Here is an 18,601-nt window from a genome sequence, read left to right as displayed (position 1 = left end):
AAATATGTCTATCCCGCCATGATCCCTTTCAACCGATATAGGTCCGGATTGTGCATGCAATGATGATCGTGATGAAACCCAGCCCGAAATTCACATGCACCAGTCGCCTGATCCGGTCAAAAGCGCTGGCAGGAGGGATCGCGCCGTTCTGAAGACTGCGCCATGGCCCACTCAGGATGGCACCGTAGACACAGGCCATGATCAGGCCGGTCAGTGTCATGGCATGCACCTGCCACGGGGCATGGGCGAAAGAGCCATACAGGCTGAAGCTCATGATAAAACCGCTGAGCAGAATTGCCGGGATGGCCAATCGCAGAAGGGCAAAAAAACGTCCCAGTACGGCCATATGAAAGGTGGTGCGTTCGGCAGGCTGAATGAGGATGAGGTGAGGCCGCAGCACGAACAGGGCGAAAATCATGCCGCCCACCCAAAGCACGGTTCCCAGCAGATGGACGGCCAGCAGAACAGAACTCAGCATGTAGCAACCCCGTTTGATATGCGCTGGCGCAGTGGACTGAAAACAGTGGAGGCGAGACCTAGCCGATTGCACTCTTCCCGGCGATGATTTCTTCAGAAAATAAGGAATAGCCGGTTTTTTTGACAGGATGATGGCAGCAGAATGCCGCTCTGTCAGTGTCCGTAAAGGTAATTTTGTTCAGGAAATCGCGATGTGAATGGTGTCAACGGTTTCTCCCCTCTGCCGGTCCATGCGCTGCTCACGCCTCATTCGATGGCATTGGCTGATCGGCAGGCGGCGGCTCTGGGTGCGACGCGGATGGATGTGCCGGGTTCCGGATTGATGGAGCATGCCGGTGCGGCGGTGGCACGGCTGGTGCGAAGATTGGCCTCTCCCTGCCGCGTGCTGGTAATGGCCGGGCCGGGCAATAATGGTGGCGATGGATATGTTGCCGCCCGGAAGCTTCAACAGGCTGGTTGGCCGGTCACGGTCGCGGCTCTTTTGCCTCCGCGGCCCGGCAGTGAGGCGGCTCTGGCAGCTTCACGATGGGATGGTCCGGTCATAACGATGGGCCCGGAAGTGATTCCGAAATGTGATCTCGTCATTGATGCCGTGTTCGGGGCCGGATTGTCGAAACCGCTCGATTCGTTCGTGTCGGAGAGTCTGGCCGCTGCAGCAGCGAAGGCAGAGGGGCGGGTGATTGCCGTTGATGTGCCCAGTGGTCTGGATGGGGCAACCGGACAGAAGATGGGCAAAGTCACTCAGGCTCAGGCGACCATAACCTTCGTCCGTTGCAAACCAGGGCATTATCTGATGCCGGGGAAGTCGCTGTGCGGAGAGGTCATTCTGGCCGATATCGGTATGCCGCAGGCTGCGTTGAACGGCATTTCTGCCGATGCCTGGCTGAATGGTCCCGCATTATGGCACCTGCCAGTTCTGACCGCGGAATCGCACAAATATTCACGTGGACATGTCACCGTCCTTGGTGGGGCGACAATGCCGGGGGCGGCTCGTCTTGCGGCGGCGGCGGCACGCAGGACCGGTGCCGGCCTGGTTTCCATCGCGACGGGGCGTGAAGCTGCATGGGGCTACCGCTTCGGTGAGCCGGGCCTGATCGTGACGGATGAGGAAATTGCCGTTCTGCTTCAGGATCGCCGCCGTCATGTCTGGGTCTGCGGGCCGGGGCTGGAGCCGGATTCTGCCGGGGTAGCCTTGCGCCAACTGGTGGATGCAGGCCGTCAGGTGGTGGCGGATGCGGGAGTGTTTTCCTGGGCCGCCGCTGACCCGCTGCGTCTGGGTGGCACGGCTGTGCTGACCCCACATGAAGGCGAGTTCACCCGTGTCTTCGGTGCTGTCGGTGGCGATAAACTGAAGGCAGCGCGCGAGGCGGCCGTGCAGACCGATGCGGTGATCATCCTGAAAGGCTCGGATACCGTCATTGCTGCGCCGGATGGGAGGACTGCCATTAATGCGTCTGCTCCGCCCTGGCTGGGTACGGCAGGCGCCGGGGATGCGTTATCCGGTATCGTGGCTGCTTTGCTGGCGCAGGGTATGGAGCGATGGGAAGCTGCCTGTGCCGCTGTTTTTCTGCATGGCCGGGCTGCCAGTCTGGCTGGGCCGGGTATGTGCGCAGAGGATCTGATTCCGTGTCTGGCCGCCGCTGAAACCGATGCAAGAAACGGGATAGAGCATCCCGTGCGTCGTTTTTGGTGAAAATCAAGGGGTAAAAACCCTTTCAGCGCGCTTTCGGCAACTCATGGCATTGCGGGTTGGCACGGCCTGCGCTAAAGCCCCCGCTTCTTGGCCCGCATGCTGCTTTGTGTACGGGCCACCCGGTGCACGGGTACGGCGCGGGCGTGGTGAAATTGGCAGACACGCCAGATTTAGGTTCTGGTGACGCAAGTCGTGGGGGTTCAAGTCCCTCCGCCCGCACCAGCCGATCACCGCTACGTAACGGTGCATACCGGGCTGGCGTCAATTTTTAGGGTAGGACTCCCGGTCGATGCAGGTTACCGAAACCCTTTCCGAGGGCTTGAAGCGCGGATTCACCGTTCAGGTGCCGGCCACTGATATCGAGGAGCGCCGGACGCGCCGTCTGGCCGAACTGGCCAAGACGCTGAAGCTGCCTGGCTTCCGCCCTGGCAAGGTGCCGATGACGCTGGTGCGTCAGCGCTATGGCCGTTCTGTCGAGACGGAAGTGCTGGAAGAAACCGTCAACGAAGCGACCCAGAACGTGGTCAGCGAGCGCGGCCTGCGCCCCGCCCTTCAGCCGAAGGTGGAGCTGGTGCGCGTCGATTTCGACCAGGATATCGAATTCAAGGTCGAGTTGGAACTGCTGCCTGACATCACATTGCCTGATCTGGGTTCCGTGTCCCTGACCCGCCTCAAGGCCGAACCCAGCGCTGAAGCGGTCGACAAGGCTCTGGAGGAGATCGCTCAGCGCCAGCGTAATCTGGAGCCGGTCGAGGAAGTGCGTCCGGCCCAGAAAGGCGACTTTCTGACCGTGGATTTCGTCGGCAAGACCGATGGTGTGGCGTTCCAGGGCGGCACCGGCACCGATATGGATGTCGAGATCGCAGGAACCGGCTTCATCCCCGGTTTTTCCGAGCAGATGGAAGGCCTGTCCGTGGGTGAAACCCGCGTGATCGACGTGACCTTCCCGGAAGAATATGGCGTGCCGGACCTGGCTGGTAAGCCGGCCCAGTTTGAAATTACCGCCAAGGCTCTGAAAAAGGCCGTTGCTCCGGTGATCGACGATGCCTTTGCCACAAAGCTCGGTCTGGATAGCCTGGAAAAGCTGCGTGAGATTGTCACCCAGCAGATCCAGAATGAATATGATCAGGTCAGCCGTCTGCGCGTGAAGCGCGCCCTGCTGGATGCTCTGGCCGATCAGGCCGCTTTCGAAGTGCCGCCGACTCTGGTGGAGAACGAATTCAACCAGATCTGGCAGCGTGTTGATGCCGACCGCAAGGCCGATCGTCTGGATGAGGACGACAAGGGCAAGGATGAGGACACGCTGCGCGCCGATTACCGCAAGATTGCGGAACGCCGCGTGCGTCTGGGCCTGCTGCTGGCCGAGATTGGTCGTGTGAACGGTGTTCAGGTCGGTAATGACGAGCTGATTCGCGCCATGCGTGCCGAAGCCAGCCGTTATCCCGGTCAGGAACAGGCAGTTCTGGACTTCTTCCGCCAGAACCCACAGGCAATCGATAGCCTGCGCGGCCCGATCTTCGAAGAAAAAGTCGTCGATTTCGTGCTGGAAACGGCCAAGGTCGAGGACAAGATCGTCAGCATCGAAGAACTGAATGACGATGAGGACGTCGCGATCGCCTGAGCACGATCCGGTAGCTCTTCCTCTACCCGATGGGAATGAGAATTAAAATGGCGTGACCGGTGGAATCCGGCCACGCCATTTTTCTTGGATAACAAGGTACCGTTCCTCAGAAAAGACCATTGCCATATCTGGTGATTGCGATTGAAAAGCGCCTTATCAATATGATTTTAAAGGAAAAAACTTTATTTTGATCTGAATGATGTGCCCCTGTCTTGGCGGCGGCATCAGAATCGGTTCAACTTGGCCAAAGCAGCGGTGTCGCTCAGTCATGGAGTCAGGTGTCTGAACCGGAATACGTCATCGGTGGATGCAGGCTCTGTCTATGCAAGGATACGGAACATGAGGGATCGCGATCCCGTCGAGGTCTACAGCAACACTCTGGTGCCGATGGTGGTCGAGCAGACCGCGCGGGGAGAGCGGTCTTTCGATATCTATTCCCGTCTGCTGAAGGAACGCATCATCTTCCTGACCGGGGCAGTGTATGATCAGGTCAGTGCCCTGATCTGCGCCCAGCTCCTGTTTCTGGAGAGCGAGAATCCTCAAAAAGAAATTTCCTTTTATATCAACAGTCCAGGTGGTGTTGTGAGTGCTGGTCTGGCGATCTACGACACCATGCAGTACATCCGCAGCCCGGTCAGCACCGTGTGCATCGGTCAGGCGGCGTCGATGGGATCGCTGCTGCTCTGCGCGGGTGAAAAGGACAAACGTTTCGCCCTGCCCAATGCACGCGTGATGGTGCATCAGCCCTCTGGTGGCGCTCAGGGCCAGGCAACGGACATTGAAATTCAGGCCCGTGAGATCCTGACGCTGCGCAAACGCCTGAACGAGATCTATAACCGCCATACAGGCCAGTCGATCGAGGCGATCGAACGCAAGCTGGAGCGTGATACCTATATGTCCGCCGAGGAAGCGCGTGATTTCGGGCTGGTCGATCAGGTGGTGGAACGTCGTCCGGTTCCCTCCAATCCTGAAAGCAGCAAAAGCTGAGTAAAAGCTGGGTCTGTCAAACTTTGTAAAAGAACTGTGATGGCGTGGTCTTGCACTTCGCCATTCGGTCTCTATTTAGCGACAGGAAAGCATGGCACTCCCTGAAATAAGACTATGCGCTGTGTAAAAGAGTAAAATTTTTTAATGTCGCTAAAGATTGCGGGCGTACCATATAGATGGTCAGACCCGTTAGAATGTTCCCTGCAGTGCTTGTTCCCGCTGAAATGCGCGGCTAGGCTAACAGGGTTAAGTCCCGTGTTGGGACAGGAGTGCTCATGACTAAGTCCGGCGATTCGAAAAATACCCTCTATTGTTCCTTCTGCGGCAAATCGCAGCATGAAGTGAGAAAGTTGATTGCCGGTCCGACCGTGTTCATCTGCGATGAATGCGTTGAACTCTGCATGGATATCATCCGCGAGGAACATAAGACCCATCTGGTCAAGTCCCGTGACGGCGTTCCGACCCCGAAGGAAATCTGCAAGGTTCTCGACGACTACGTCATTGGTCAGGCCCACGCCAAGAAGGTTCTCTCTGTCGCCGTGCACAACCATTACAAGCGGTTGGCACATGGCCAGAAGAACAATGATATCGAAATTGGCAAGTCCAACATCATGCTGATCGGTCCGACCGGGTCCGGGAAGACACTTCTGGCCCAGACTCTGGCCCGTATTCTGGACGTGCCGTTCACAATGGCTGATGCCACGACACTGACCGAGGCTGGCTATGTCGGGGAGGATGTCGAGAACATCATCCTGAAGCTTTTGCAGGCAGCCGATTATAACGTCGAACGTGCGCAGCGCGGCATCGTCTATATCGACGAAGTCGACAAGATCAGTCGCAAATCCGACAACCCTTCCATTACCCGGGATGTCAGCGGGGAAGGGGTTCAGCAGGCCCTGCTGAAGATCATGGAAGGCACCGTCGCCTCGGTTCCGCCACAGGGTGGTCGCAAGCATCCTCAGCAGGAATTCCTTCAGGTTGATACCACGAATATCCTGTTCATCTGTGGTGGTGCCTTTGCCGGGCTGGAAAAGATCATCGGTAGCCGTGGCAAGGGTGGCGGTATTGGCTATGGCGCCGAGGTCCGTGACCCGGATGAACGCCGCACGGGTGAAATTCTGCGGGAGGTCGAACCGGAGGATCTGCTGCGTTTCGGTCTGATTCCGGAATTCATCGGTCGTCTCCCGGTGGTGGCGACGCTGGAAGACCTGGATGAGGCCGCGCTGATTGAAATCCTCACCAAGCCGAAAAATGCTCTGGTGAAGCAATATGGTCGTCTGTTCGAGATGGAGGGGGTCACCCTTTCCTTCACCGATGATGCCCTGAAATCCGTGGCCAACCGCGCCATTGCCCGTAAAACCGGTGCGCGCGGCCTGCGGTCCATCCTGGAAGGTATTCTGCTCGGCACTATGTATGATCTGCCAGGGATGGAAAATGTCGAGGAAGTGGTCATCAACGGTGAAGTGGCCGAGGGTCGCGCCGCACCGCTGATGACATATGGGCCAGAAGAGCGCGCGGAGGAAAGCGCCTGAGTGCGCCGTTTTCATCTATGCTTCGGGATCAGGAATGAGCCCCTGATGACGCTGCCAACGCCTCTTTCCGAAGCAAACAATGCTGGCTTAAGTCTGCTTCTGCCCATTTCGGGGGAAGCCCCATGAACCGCCGGAAAAGCCTGATTGTCATGGTTTTTCCGGAAGGTGCCGTCGCTACTATGTGCCTAGAAGCGGGCATAGGGGCGGCAGGCTGTCGTTGAAAGGAAGTCCCCTATGACGGACGCCACACAGAACGAAACGCAAGGTTCCGGCACGGAGGGCGAGATGCTGCCCGTCCTTCCTCTGCGTGATATTGTCGTTTTCCCCCATATGATCGTGCCGCTTTTCGTCGGGCGGGAAAAATCTGTTCGCGCGTTGGAAGCCGTCATGAAGGACGACAAGCAGATTCTGCTGGTCGCCCAGAAGAACGCTTCGCAGGATGATCCGGGTATTGATGATATTTACCGGATCGGCACTGTTTCCACCATTTTGCAGTTGTTGAAGCTGCCTGACGGCACAGTCAAAGTCTTGGTGGAGGGCAGCCGGCGCGCCCGCATCACCGGTTTTGGCGAGACGGAGGCCTATTTCGAAGCCAAAACCGAGCTTCTGGCTGATACCGGTGAGGCTGATAAGGAGCTTGAGGCGCTTGGCCGCACGGTGGTCGGGCAGTTTGAGCAATATATCAAGCTCAACAAGAAAATTGCGCCGGAGGTTCTGGTCTCGGTCAACCAGATTGAGGAACCCAGCAAGCTGGCTGATACGGTGGCCAGTCATCTGAGCCTGAAAATCGCCGAGAAGCAGGAATTGCTGGAGATTGTTCCCATTTCCGAGCGGCTGGAACGTGTCTTCGCGCATATGGAAAGCGAGATCGGCGTTCTTCAGGTGGAAAAGCGCATCCGCAATCGCGTGAAGCGCCAGATGGAAAAGACCCAGCGCGAATATTACCTGAATGAGCAGATGAAGGCCATTCAGAAGGAACTCGGTGAGGGCGAGGACGGCAAGGACGAAATCGCCGAACTGGAAGAGCGCATCAAAAAGACCCGCCTGACCAAGGAAGCCACCGAGAAATGTCTGAGCGAGCTGAAAAAGCTCCGCAGCATGAGCCCGATGAGCGCCGAAGCGACCGTGGTCCGCAACTATCTGGACTGGATGCTGGGCATTCCGTGGAAGAAGCGCAGCAAGGTCCGTAACGATGTCGAGGAAGCCGAAAAGGTACTCGATGCCGACCATTACGGGCTGGAAAAGGTCAAGGAGCGTATCCTTGAGTATCTCGCGGTGCAGTCACGTTCCGACAAGCTGCGTGGTCCGATCCTCTGTCTGGTGGGGCCGCCCGGTGTCGGAAAAACCTCTCTCGGCAAGTCGATTGCCAAGGCGACGGGGCGTAATTTTGTCCGCATGTCACTGGGTGGCGTGAGAGACGAGGCCGAGGTGCGCGGTCATCGGCGGACCTATATCGGTTCCATGCCCGGTAAGGTCATTCAGGGCATGAAAAAGGCCAAGACCTCGAACCCGCTCTTCCTGCTGGATGAGATCGACAAGCTGGGATCCGACTGGCGTGGTGACCCGTCCTCCGCGCTGCTGGAAGTGCTGGACCCGGAGCAGAATGGAACCTTTGCCGATCATTACCTGGAGGTTGATTACGACCTGTCTGACGTGATGTTCGTCACAACGGCCAACAGCCTGCGTATGCCGCAGCCTTTGCTGGACCGCATGGAGATCATCCGCATCCCCGGTTATACCGAGGATGAGAAAGTAGAGATCGCCAAGCGCCATCTGCTTCAGAAGCAGACCGAGGCTCATAGCCTGAAGCCGGAGGAATGGTCGGTCACTGAGGATGCGATCCGCGACCTGATCCGCTACTACACGCGGGAAGCCGGGGTCCGTAATCTGGAACGTGAGATTGCCGGTCTTGCGCGTAAGGCCGTGAAGGAAATCGTCACCAAAAAAGCCAAGAAGGTGGCGATTACCCGGAAGAATCTCGAAAAATACGCGGGTGTGCAGAAATTCCGCTATGGCGAGATTGAAGCCGAGGACATGGTCGGTGTGGTCGCCGGTCTGGCCTGGACCGAGGTCGGTGGTGAGATTCTCACCATTGAGAGTGTTCTGCTGCCCGGTAAAGGCGCTATCAAGCATACCGGCAAGCTGGGTGATGTGATGCAGGAGAGCGTATCCGCAGCGCTCAGCTATGTCCGCAGCCGTTCCGCCAGCTTCGGCATCAAGCCGACTGTGTTCGAGAAGCGTGATATCCACGTCCATGTGCCTGAAGGGGCGACGCCCAAGGATGGCCCCTCGGCGGGGATTGCAATGGCGACCAGCCTCGTCAGCGTGCTGACTGGCATCCCGGTGCGTCGTGACATCGCCATGACCGGCGAGATCACCTTGCGTGGCCGTGTTTTGCCGATTGGCGGGTTGAAGGAGAAGCTTCTGGCGGCGCTGCGGGCCGGGTTGTCCACTGTCTTTATCCCGAAGGACAATGAGAAGGATTTGGCTGAAATCCCGGATAATGTGAAGAAAAACCTTCGGATCGTTCCGGTTTCCCATGTCGATGAGGTGATCGGTCAGGCTCTGGTCAGAAAGCCGGAGGCGATCACCTGGGATGAGAGCATGGAGGAATCCGTGACCAAAAAATCCGGTCAGGTCAGTGAAACCTCTCTGCCGCATTGATTGATCGCCTGTGCGTTTCGGAAAAGGGGAGTGGAAAACCGCTCCCCTTTTTTATGTCTGCGGGCCAGGAAGGGGGATGAATTTTCACTTTTTGCGCTTTGGCGAGTCTCTGTTACGTTGACGGCATAAAAGCTGATCCTTTAACTGCCGACCGGCTTTTATCGTCACGCGGGGCAGGGGACGGGCGTTGAACAAGATGGAATTGATCACGGCAGTTGCCGATGAGCTTGAGCTTCCCCGTAGTCGGGCGGCACAGGCAGTTGATGCGGTTCTGGGCAGCATCGAGTCTGCTTTGAAACGTCATGAGGAGGTGCGGCTGGTTGGGTTTGGCTCGTTTTCCGTAGCCTCCCGCAAGGCGTCTGTCGGGCGGAATCCGCGCACCGGGGAAGAAATAGCGATTCCTCCCGCCTTGTCAGTACGTTTCAAGGCTGGAAAAACGCTGAAAGATGCACTGAACGAGCAGGACTCTTCAGCGGAATAAGGATTTTACCTGGCCGTTTGTCCGTTTCCTGCTGTCGAAACAGTAGACCATGCGCGTGCATCGGTTTATAGGGCGCTCACCGAGGTCAGGGCGGTTAGCTCAGAGGTAGAGCGTCTCGTTTACACCGAGAGGGTCGGCGGTTCGATCCCGTCACCGCCCACCATAGGTTTACGGCGCTGTCTGCATCCGGATTATCTGGAGTTATCCCCAGAACTTTGATCTGGAAGGGTTTGACGGCAGCACCGACAGCCTGTAGGAACCGGCCTCGCTGTTGCGCGGGTGTAGCTCAGTTGGTTAGAGCGCCGGCCTGTCACGCCGGAGGTCGCGGGTTCGAGCCCCGTCACTCGCGCCAGTTTTCTTCATTTTTTCTTGATACGTCTGATGCCTGCCAGGATGGCCATGCCATCTTTGCGGGCTTTAGTGAATGATCCGTGCCGCGTGTTGCAGAGATTGAGCCTGCCCGCGCTCTACGGCAATCCCCCGGAAAAGCATTGCCTTTTCTCCAGCCATTACATGCCGATTCGGCGCCTTATGTGCAGGACACTGTTGGAAATTGGCTCAATGATGCCAGCAAGGACCAGCCTGACTGGGTCCGGTCCCTGTGTGCACAATGGAGCGCTGAAAATCCGGGTCGCGCTACGGCCCGAATCTGTCAGCGCGCCCTGCGGTCGATCAAACCCAAGCCATGAATTCTGGGGAAGGCTCCATTATAACTCTATTCATGGGTGAAAAGGAGGGCATCATCGCGCAGCGCATATTTTCTGTGTCCATGCGCTTGACGATGGGGCGATCAAAGCGTAGGAAGCGCGCCTCGCTGTTGCGCGGGTGTAGCTCAGTTGGTTAGAGCGCCGGCCTGTCACGCCGGAGGTCGCGGGTTCGAGCCCCGTCACTCGCGCCATTTTCCTTCGATGGCGAGCGTTCAGCAAAATTAAAAAATAACTTATAATCTTTTGCTCCCTCTCTTATCTGGACGGGGATGGTGTTAGTTAGGTTTGCTCCGTTGCGATGTGTGGCCGGGTGCGATAAACCTTTTCTATCGAGGCAGCGGTGTTTCCATATTGCCTCCAACACTGAGAAATCTCGATGGCCACGCCTCCACGGCCTTCGGAAGGGATGATGTCCTATGCAGCCTGTGCTGACAGAATATTTTCCAATTCTGGTTTTTATAGGGATTGCTACGGTCATTGCCTGCGCCATGGTTGGCGGTTCCTATCTGGCGGCGCGGCAGAAACCCTATGCTGAAAAGCTCGCGCCTTATGAGTGCGGGTTTGATGCCTTTGATGATGCACGCAGTCGCTTCGATGTGCGGTATTATCTGGTGGCTATTCTGTTCATCATTTTCGATCTGGAAGTGGCATTTCTGTTCCCATGGGCAGTCAGCCTTTCCCGGATCGGTATGTTCGGCTTTTTCTCGATGATGGGCTTTCTGGGCGTTCTGACTGTCGGCTTCATCTATGAATGGCGCAAAGGCGCGCTGGAGTGGGAGTAAAGCACCATGCAGAGCCAGTATCCTTCTGCTAACGCCCCGACAGCAGATGAGGCGATGCTCTGGAACAGGGAGGCTTTGCCGCCTGGGCCGGGGCAGGAGGCCGTGCTGCGTGGTATCACGGGAGAGATGGCAGATAAGGGCTTTGTGGTCGCCAATCTCGACAAGCTGGTGAATTGGGCCCGCACAGGCAGCCTCTGGCCGATGACCTTCGGTCTGGCTTGCTGTGCGGTGGAAATGATCCATGCCTACATGCCGCGTTATGATCTGGATCGCTTCGGCGTTATTCCTCGTGCTTCGCCCCGTCAGAGTGACGTGATGATTGTGGCAGGAACCCTGACGAATAAAATGGCCCCCGCCCTGCGTCGAGTCTATGATCAGATGCCGGAGCCGCGCTGGGTGATCAGCATGGGGTCCTGCGCCAATGGTGGCGGCTATTACCACTATTCCTACTCAGTGGTACGGGGTTGCGACCGGATCGTGCCTGTCGATGTCTATGTACCGGGCTGTCCGCCGACCGCAGAGGCGCTGGTGTATGGCATCATGCAGCTTCAGAAGAAAATTCGCCGGACGGGAACCATTCTCCGTGGCTGATCAATCACATTTACTGGAGGCCTTGTCCGCCATTCACGGTGTGACATGCGCGCGGCTGGAAAAAGATGAGTTGGTCGTCGAGGTCACACGCGATCAACTTGAGGCAGTGGCGCTGACCTTGCGGGACAATCCGCAGTTTCTGTGCCAGCAACTGATGGATATATGTGGGGTAGACTGGCCTTCACGGTCTCCACGCTTTGATGTTGTCTATAATCTGCTCTCAGTGTCTCTGAATCATCGTATCCGCATGATCGTTGGAACGGATGATGGCGTGCCGGTGCCTTCGGTCCACACAATCTGGCCCGTGGCGACCTGGTTCGAGCGTGAGACCTGGGATCTGTTCGGCGTCCTGTTCTCCGGCCAGCCCGACCACCGGCGTATCCTGACGGATTACGGATTTGAGGGGCACCCGCTGCGGAAAGATTTCCCGCTGACCGGTTATGTCGAACTTCGCTGGGATGAAGAACGGCGGCAGGTCGTGTATGAGCCGGTGAAGCTGACTCAGGATTTCCGCAATTTCGACTTCCTGTCTCCGTGGGAAGGAATGACGACCCTGCCCGGTGATGAGAAAGCATCCATCGCCAGCACCCAGCCGCAACCGGTCGTGACGGAGGAGGCAAAGCGATGAGCGAGACCGTCCAGAAACAGGGCCGTGTCGTTGAAATTGATAGCCACGCCATCAATTTCGGTCCCCAGCATCCCGCCGCCCATGGTGTGCTGCGTTTGGTGCTGGAACTGGATGGTGAGGTGGTGGAGCGTGCCGATCCGCATATCGGTCTGCTGCATCGCGGCACCGAGAAGCTGATCGAATATAAATCGTATCTTCAGGCTCTGCCTTATTTCGACCGGCTGGATTACGTCTCGCCAATGTGCGAGGAGCATGCCTTCGCTCTGGCGACAGAGAAGCTGTTGGGAATCACCGCGCCGGAGCGGGCACAGTGGATCCGCACGATGTTCGCGGAAATCACGCGCATCCTGAACCATTTGCTCAATCTCACCACCTATGCACTCGATGGCGGTGCGATGACGCCGGTGCTGTGGGGACACGAAGAGCGTGAAAAGCTGCTGGAATTCCATGAGGCCGTATCCGGCGCCCGATTCCATGCCAATTATTTCCGTCCCGGTGGGGTGGCAAAGGATCTGCCGGCGGGTCTGACCGACCGCATTGCCGACTGGACCGAGAAATTCCCGGCCTTCATTGATGATATGGCCGGTCTGTTGAGCGATAACCGCATCTGGAAGCAGCGCGTGGTTGATATAGGCCGTATGACTCCGGAACAGGCTCTGGCCTGGGGTTTCAGCGGTCCCTGTATCCGTGCCAGCGGCATTCCATGGGATCTGCGCAAATCCCAGCCCTACGATAAATATGCCGAGGTGGATTTCGAGGTTCCGGTTGGGCGTAATGGCGACTGCTATGACCGCTATCTGGTGCGGGTCGAGGAGATGCGACAAAGCGTGCGCATCGTGAAGCAGTGTCTCGAAAAAATCCGTCCCGGTCCGATCAAGGTGCAGGATCACAAGATCACGCCGCCTCCTCGCGCCGAGATGAAGCGGTCGATGGAGGCGCTGATCCATCACTTCAAACTCTACACGGAAGGCTATCACGTTCCGGAGGGTGCTACCTATACGGCGGTGGAAAGCCCGAAAGGGGAGTTCGGCGTATATCTGGTCGCGGATGGCAGCAATCGTCCGTATCGCTGTAAAATCCGCCCGACCGGTTTTGCTCATTTGCAGGCGATCGATGTCATGGCCCATCGTCATATGCTGGCGGATGCGGTGGTGATCATCGGTTCGCTTGATCTTGTGTTCGGTGAGGTAGACCGCTGATGGCGGACGTCAACGGAGGCAGTGATGTCGGGCGGGAGCCCTGGCAGCCTGTGGAATTCTCGTTCGATGCGCAGAGCGAGCAGCAGATAGAGAGCATTCTGGCGAAGTATCCGCCAGCTCGCAGGGCCAGCGCGGTGATGCCCCTGCTGGATCTGGCCCAACGCCAGATGGGACGTGAGACCGGCAGTGCCTGGATTCCACGTGCGGCGATGGATGAAATCGCACGCCGTCTTGGGATGGCACCGATCAGGGTCTATGAAGTGGCGACTTTCTACTTCATGTACAATACCCGGCCGGTGGGGCGTCATCATCTCCAGCTCTGCACGACCACACCGTGCTGGCTGCGTGGTTCTGATGAGGTTGTTGCGGCCTGCCGCTCGGCGACAGGTATCCAGGGCTGGGGCGAAACCAGTGCGGATGGCCTGTTCACCATGACGGAGGTCGAGTGTCTTGGCGCCTGCGTCAATGCACCGATTCTGCAGGTGGATGACGATTATTACGAGGATATGGATGGTCCCCGGACCCTTGCCCTGCTGGACGCCCTGCGCCGCGGGGAGCGTCCAACGCCTGGTTCCATGTCCGGTCGTCAGAACTCCGCGCCGGAGGGTGGCCCGACAACATTGCGTGATGTGCCTTCAGCCCAGACCCAGGGCAACTATATACCGCCCGCAGCAGGGGAGTGACCGCACGGAATGGAACACTGATCTGCCGCTTCGCGGCGAGTGAGGACCGACATTCTGTCCAGCCGGAAACTGGATTGCATGTCGTATGTAAAATGGAGCCGGTTCCACACCGCCGGCTTCTATCGGCTGAGGGCAGGCGATGCTGAACGATCGCGACCGCATCTTCACGAATTTGTACGGCGAGCATGATTGGGGGCTGAAGGGCGCTCTGGCGCGCGGGGACTGGGATGGCACAGCAGCCATTCTGGCACGGGGCCGGGACGCCATTATTGAGGACATCAAGACCAGCGGCTTGCGTGGTCGTGGTGGCGCGGGATTTCCCACCGGCATGAAGTGGAGCTTCATGCCGAAGGAATCCGATGGCCGCCCACATTACCTCGTCGTCAATGCCGATGAGAGTGAGCCGGGAACCTGTAAGGATCGCGACATCCTGCGGCATGATCCTCACAAACTGGTTGAAGGCTGTCTGATCGCCGCTTTCGCGATGGGGGCCCATACGGCGTATATTTATGTGCGCGGTGAATTTTACAATGAATCCCGTCACTTGCAGGCCGCTATTGATCAGGCTTATGAGGCTGGTCTGATCGGTAAAAACGCCTGCGGCAGCGGCTGGGATTTCGATCTGTATGTCCATCGCGGGGCGGGTGCTTATATCTGCGGTGAGGAAACCGCGCTGATCGAAAGCATCGAAGGCAAAAAGGGCATGCCGCGCCTGAAGCCGCCTTTTCCGGCAGGCGTGGGTCTGTATGGTTGTCCAACCACCGTGAATAATGTTGAAAGCATCGCGGTTTGTCCGACGATTCTTCGGCGCGGCGGAACCTGGTTCGCCTCTTTGGGGCGGCCGAAGAATAGCGGCACCAAGCTGTTTTCCATCTCCGGCCATGTGAACAAGCCCTGCAATGTCGAGGAAGAACTCGGTATTCCCCTGCGTGAGTTGCTGGAGCGTTATGCGGGCGGTGTGCGTGGCGGGTGGGATAATCTGCTGGCGGTTATTCCTGGTGGGTCATCGGTGCCGCTTCTGCCGAAGAGTATCTGCGATGATGTACTGATGGATTTCGACAGCCTGCGGGAGCAGCGCAGCGGGCTGGGTACTGCTGCTGTTATCGTGATGGATAAATCCACCGATGTGATCAAGGCGATCGCCCGGCTCAGCCATTTCTACAAGCATGAAAGCTGTGGTCAGTGTACCCCCTGTCGGGAAGGCACGGGCTGGATGATGCGGATCATGAACCGCATGGTTGAAGGCCGCGCTGATCTCGAGGAGATCGACATGCTGGAGCAGGTGACGCGACAGGTGGAGGGTCATACGATCTGTGCTCTGGGCGATGCGGCGGCATGGCCGGTTCAGGGTCTGATCCGTCATTTCCGTCCGGTGATCGAGGATCGCATCCGTGCTTATAAGCAACGCGTCCCCGGCCGTGCACCGGTTCCCAACCTTCCCGCGGCGGCGGAGTAATCAGCCATGGTGAAAGTCACCATTGACGGCACCGAGCTGGAGGTTCCAGCCGGGTTCAATGTGTTGCAGGCTTGTGAGATGGCCGGCAAGGAAATCCCGCGCTTCTGTTATCATGATCGGCTATCTGTGGCCGGTAACTGCCGGATGTGTCTGGTTGAAATCGAAAAAGGACCGCCGAAGCCGGTGGCGTCCTGTGCGATGCCGGTTGCTGATGGTATGGTGGTCAAAACTGACAGCGAGATGGTCCGTCGTGGCCGTCGCGGTGTGATGGAGTTTCTGCTTATCAATCATCCGCTGGACTGCCCGATCTGCGATCAGGGCGGTGAGTGTGATCTTCAGGATCAATCCGTGGCCTACGGACGGGATCATTCCCGTTTTGAGGAAAACAAGCGAGCGGTGAAGGATAAGTACCTTGGCCCGCTGGTGAAAACAGTGATGACGCGTTGCATCCAGTGTACGCGCTGTGTCCGTTTTGCGCAGGAAATCGCTGGCGTGCCGGAACTGGGCGCCACTTCACGTGGCGAGAATGTCGAAATCGGCACCTATGTTGAAAAGGCCCTGACCAGCGAATTGTCCGGTAATCTGATCGATATCTGCCCGGTCGGTGCACTGACCTCGAAACCCTATGCCTTTACCGCGCGTCCGTGGGAACTGAACCGGACTGACAGCATAGATGTCATGGATGCGGTCGGGTCGAATATTGTCTTGTGTGCCCGTGGTCCGGAAGTGATGCGGGTGCTGCCGCGCATCAATGAAGACGTGAATGAGGAATGGCTGGCCGACAAATCCCGCTTTGCGGTCGATGGCCTGCGTCGCCGTCGTCTGGATACGCCATGGGTGCGGGAGAACGGCACTCTGCGGCAGGCCAGCTGGCAGGAGGCTTTTCAGGCTATCGCCAGCCGCATGCAGGGGCTGGATGGAGCACGGATCGGCGCGCTGATCGGTGACATGGCTGATGCGGAAAGCATCGTGGCGTTGAAGGATCTGATGGCCGGCGCAGGCTCATCCCTGATCGAATGCCGGCAGGACGGGGCTGCGCTGGATACGTCGCGGCGTGATTTTTTCCTGTTCAATGCGACCATTGCCGGGATTGAGGAGGCCGATGCCATCCTCCTGATCGGCACTGATCCGCGCCATGAGGCTCCGGTTCTGAATGCACGCATCCGCAAGCGCTGGCTGTCGGCCCAGATTCCCGTTGCTTCGTTCGGGGTGCCGCATGATCTGACGTATCAGGTGAACTGGCTCGGGACCGATCTGTCGGCGCTGGCATCTGCGGATTTCGCCTTTGTCGAAACGCTGCGTACAGCTCAAAAGCCTATGATTATTGTCGGGCAGGGGGCTCTGGCCCGTCCTGATGGTGCTTCTGTTATGGCGGCAAGCTGGGCTCTGGCCGCACAGGTTGGGGCGCTGAATGCTGACTGGCACGGCTTCAATGTACTGCATACGGCCGCGTCACGCGTTGCTGGGTTGATGCTTGGCGCAGTGCCTCCGGGGGGAGAAAACGGATTGCCGCGTCTGCTGGATGGCGGGGTCGATCTGCTCTGGCTGCTGGGTGCCGACGAGTTCGACACAGCCCGGATCGGGGCGAATACATTTGTGATCTATCAGGGATCACATGGTGATAAAGGCGCGGCACGGGCTGATGTGATCCTGCCTGGCGCGGCCTACACTGAAAAAGACGGCACCTATGTGAACACAGAGGGCCGTGTGCAACAGGCAAACCGTGCCGTGCATCCGTTGAAGGATGCCAAGGATGACTGGCGCATCCTGAGGGCTTTCAGCGCCGTGATCGGCCGTCCGCTGCCCTACGATACGATCGAGGCCGTGCGGGCGCGATTGATCGAGGTCAATCCGGCCTTTGCCGTGATTGATGATCTGCCGGTTCGTGGTTGTACCGATCCGGCCGGACCTTCCGCTCATGGAACAATCAGCCCGGCCCCCGTCACCTATGCCATCAGCAGCTACTGGCAGACGGATCCTGTCAGCCGTGCCAGCCCGACCATGGCAGAATGCGTGCGCGTCTATGAGACCGCTCCGGCATCCCTGCCGAGCGCGGCGGAGTGAGCGGAATGCACGATTTTCTGTTCAATACCAATCTCGGCCTGTTGATCATCACGGTCTTGCAGGCATTGGCTATTCTGGTTCCGCTGATGCTGATGGTGGCCTATGCCACCGTGTTCGAGCGTAAGGTTCTGGCCGCGATCGGCCTGCGCAAAGGCCCCAACGTGGTTGGTCCATGGGGTATGTTGCAGGCCTTCGCGGATGCCGGAAAGATGCTTCTCAAAGAGACCATCATTCCGGATGGCGCCAACAAGGTGCTGTTCATTCTCGCGCCGTTGCTGACTTTCATTCTGGCGATGATCGCCTGGGCCGTTGTGCCGGTGAATGATGGCTGGGCCGTGGCCAACATCAATGTCGGCGTGCTGTATCTGTTTGCCATCAGTTCGCTCGGTGTTTACGGCGTGATCATCGCGGGCTGGGCCTCGAATTCCAAATATGCTTTTCTGGGCGCGCTGCGGGCTGCGGCGCAGATGGTCAGCTATGAAGTTTCGATTGGCTTCGTCATGGTTGCGATCCTGCTTTGTGTCGGATCGCTTAATCTGAATGATGTTGTGCTGGCACAGAAGCATGTCTGGTTCGTGCTGCCGATGCTGCCGATGGCCGTGATTTTCTTCATCTCCGGGCTGGCGGAAACCAACCGCTCTCCGTTCGATATCGTCGAAGGTGAAAGCGAGATCGTCGCCGGACACATGGTGGAATACAGCGCCATGGCCTATGCGCTGTTCTTCCTCGGCGAATACGCCAACATGTTCATGATCTGTGCGATGACCACCCTGCTCTTTTTGGGTGGGTGGCTGCCGCCTTTCGACATCGCACCGCTGAACTGGCTGCCGGGCCCGATCTGGTTCGTGCTTAAAGTCTGTGTGCTGATGTTCGTCTTTTTCTGGGTGCGCGGTACTGTGCCCCGCTACCGCTACGATCAGCTGATGCGCCTGGGCTGGAAAGTGTTCCTGCCGTTCTCTTTGGTCTGGCTGCTGCTGACCGCCTGCGTGCTGGAGCTGGCAGGCTGGCTGCCGACGGTGAATTGACGATGACCGTG

At 58.0% G+C, this 18,601-nt stretch carries 16 protein-coding genes and 4 tRNA genes; 18 read left to right on the top strand and 2 right to left on the bottom strand.

Translation table 11 applies throughout. The features are described 5' to 3' along the window. Positions 1 to 28 precede the first annotated feature (28 nt). Complete coding sequence (locus tag GbCGDNIH8_RS06910; RefSeq protein WP_072572604.1) at positions 29 to 478, bottom strand: CopD family protein; 450 nt, start codon at positions 476 to 478, stop codon at positions 29 to 31. Between the two features lie 192 nt (positions 479 to 670). Here GbCGDNIH8_RS06910 and GbCGDNIH8_RS06905 point away from each other — a divergent pair, with 192 nt between their 5' ends. From GbCGDNIH8_RS06905 to GbCGDNIH8_RS06855, 10 genes are all read left to right on the top strand, one after another. Continuing rightward, positions 671 to 2,170, top strand: a complete 1,500-nt coding sequence (locus GbCGDNIH8_RS06905; protein WP_072572603.1) for an NAD(P)H-hydrate dehydratase — start codon at positions 671 to 673, stop codon at positions 2,168 to 2,170. Positions 2,171 to 2,307: 137 nt separating this feature from the next. Continuing rightward, a tRNA-Leu gene (locus GbCGDNIH8_RS06900) sits at positions 2,308 to 2,392 on the top strand. 67 nt (positions 2,393 to 2,459) lie between these two features. Next, a complete protein-coding gene (gene tig, locus GbCGDNIH8_RS06895) occupies positions 2,460 to 3,791 on the top strand; it encodes a trigger factor (RefSeq protein WP_072572602.1) in 1,332 nt (443 codons plus the stop codon). Between the two features lie 339 nt (positions 3,792 to 4,130). Further along, the gene (clpP, locus tag GbCGDNIH8_RS06890; protein WP_072572601.1) at positions 4,131 to 4,778 is read left to right on the top strand and encodes an ATP-dependent Clp endopeptidase proteolytic subunit ClpP; all 648 of its coding nucleotides are present in this window, start codon (positions 4,131 to 4,133) and stop codon (positions 4,776 to 4,778) included. A 275-nt stretch (positions 4,779 to 5,053) separates the two neighbouring features. Then, positions 5,054 to 6,310 (top strand): ATP-dependent Clp protease ATP-binding subunit ClpX, encoded by a 1,257-nt coding sequence (gene clpX / locus GbCGDNIH8_RS06885; protein WP_072563302.1) that lies wholly within the window; start codon positions 5,054 to 5,056, stop codon positions 6,308 to 6,310. A gap of 234 nt (positions 6,311 to 6,544) precedes the next feature. After that, positions 6,545 to 8,974 carry an endopeptidase La gene (lon, locus tag GbCGDNIH8_RS06880; RefSeq protein WP_072572600.1) on the top strand — a complete coding sequence of 810 codons (2,430 nt, stop codon included), beginning with the start codon at positions 6,545 to 6,547 and terminating at the stop codon, positions 8,972 to 8,974. Positions 8,975 to 9,170: 196 nt separating this feature from the next. Beyond that, complete coding sequence (locus GbCGDNIH8_RS06875; RefSeq protein WP_072563299.1) at positions 9,171 to 9,455, top strand: HU family DNA-binding protein; 285 nt, start codon at positions 9,171 to 9,173, stop codon at positions 9,453 to 9,455. 88 nt (positions 9,456 to 9,543) lie between these two features. Further along, a tRNA-Val gene (locus GbCGDNIH8_RS06870) sits at positions 9,544 to 9,618 on the top strand. A gap of 112 nt (positions 9,619 to 9,730) precedes the next feature. Beyond that, positions 9,731 to 9,807: transfer RNA gene (locus GbCGDNIH8_RS06865), tRNA-Asp, on the top strand. A gap of 469 nt (positions 9,808 to 10,276) precedes the next feature. Beyond that, positions 10,277 to 10,353: transfer RNA gene (locus tag GbCGDNIH8_RS06855), tRNA-Asp, on the top strand. A gap of 88 nt (positions 10,354 to 10,441) precedes the next feature. Here the strand turns inward: GbCGDNIH8_RS06855 and GbCGDNIH8_RS13300 are convergent. Further along, on the bottom strand, positions 10,442 to 10,546 hold the full coding sequence (locus tag GbCGDNIH8_RS13300; protein WP_072572599.1) for a tail protein X: 105 nt from the start codon (positions 10,544 to 10,546) through the stop codon (positions 10,442 to 10,444). Between the two features lie 32 nt (positions 10,547 to 10,578). Here GbCGDNIH8_RS13300 and GbCGDNIH8_RS06845 point away from each other — a divergent pair, with 32 nt between their 5' ends. From GbCGDNIH8_RS06845 to nuoH, 8 genes are all read left to right on the top strand, one after another. Continuing rightward, positions 10,579 to 10,944, top strand: coding sequence for an NADH-quinone oxidoreductase subunit A (locus GbCGDNIH8_RS06845; protein WP_011632009.1), 366 nt, complete (start codon positions 10,579 to 10,581; stop codon positions 10,942 to 10,944). A gap of 6 nt (positions 10,945 to 10,950) precedes the next feature. Then, positions 10,951 to 11,535 carry a NuoB/complex I 20 kDa subunit family protein gene (locus GbCGDNIH8_RS06840; RefSeq protein WP_072572598.1) on the top strand — a complete coding sequence of 195 codons (585 nt, stop codon included), beginning with the start codon at positions 10,951 to 10,953 and terminating at the stop codon, positions 11,533 to 11,535. Between the two features lie 13 nt (positions 11,536 to 11,548). After that, a complete protein-coding gene (locus tag GbCGDNIH8_RS06835) occupies positions 11,549 to 12,163 on the top strand; it encodes an NADH-quinone oxidoreductase subunit C (RefSeq protein ID WP_408874707.1) in 615 nt (204 codons plus the stop codon). Beyond that, entirely contained in the window at positions 12,160 to 13,362 is a 1,203-nt protein-coding gene (locus GbCGDNIH8_RS06830) for an NADH-quinone oxidoreductase subunit D (protein WP_072563295.1), read from the top strand. Before GbCGDNIH8_RS06835 ends, GbCGDNIH8_RS06830 begins: the two co-directional genes overlap by 4 nt. Then, entirely contained in the window at positions 13,362 to 14,045 is a 684-nt protein-coding gene (locus tag GbCGDNIH8_RS06825) for a complex I 24 kDa subunit family protein (RefSeq protein WP_072572596.1), read from the top strand. Before GbCGDNIH8_RS06830 ends, GbCGDNIH8_RS06825 begins: the two co-directional genes overlap by 1 nt. 139 nt (positions 14,046 to 14,184) lie before the next feature. After that, on the top strand, positions 14,185 to 15,501 hold the full coding sequence (nuoF, locus tag GbCGDNIH8_RS06820) for an NADH-quinone oxidoreductase subunit NuoF (protein WP_072572595.1): 1,317 nt from the start codon (positions 14,185 to 14,187) through the stop codon (positions 15,499 to 15,501). Positions 15,502 to 15,507: 6 nt separating this feature from the next. Next, positions 15,508 to 17,565: an NADH-quinone oxidoreductase subunit NuoG gene (gene nuoG, locus GbCGDNIH8_RS06815; protein ID WP_072572594.1), complete on the top strand. Its 2,058-nt coding sequence runs from the start codon at positions 15,508 to 15,510 to the stop codon at positions 17,563 to 17,565. Positions 17,566 to 17,570: 5 nt separating this feature from the next. Then, positions 17,571 to 18,590, top strand: coding sequence for an NADH-quinone oxidoreductase subunit NuoH (gene nuoH, locus GbCGDNIH8_RS06810; protein WP_072572593.1), 1,020 nt, complete (start codon positions 17,571 to 17,573; stop codon positions 18,588 to 18,590). Positions 18,591 to 18,601: the final 11 nt, after the last annotated feature.

The sequence above is a fragment of the Granulibacter bethesdensis genome, from assembly GCF_001889545.1.
In the GTDB taxonomy this organism is placed as follows: Bacteria; Pseudomonadota; Alphaproteobacteria; order Acetobacterales; family Acetobacteraceae; genus Granulibacter; species Granulibacter bethesdensis_B.
The sequence above is the reverse complement of the archived record's forward strand: the minus strand, read 5'-3'. Positions and strand labels throughout refer to the sequence as shown.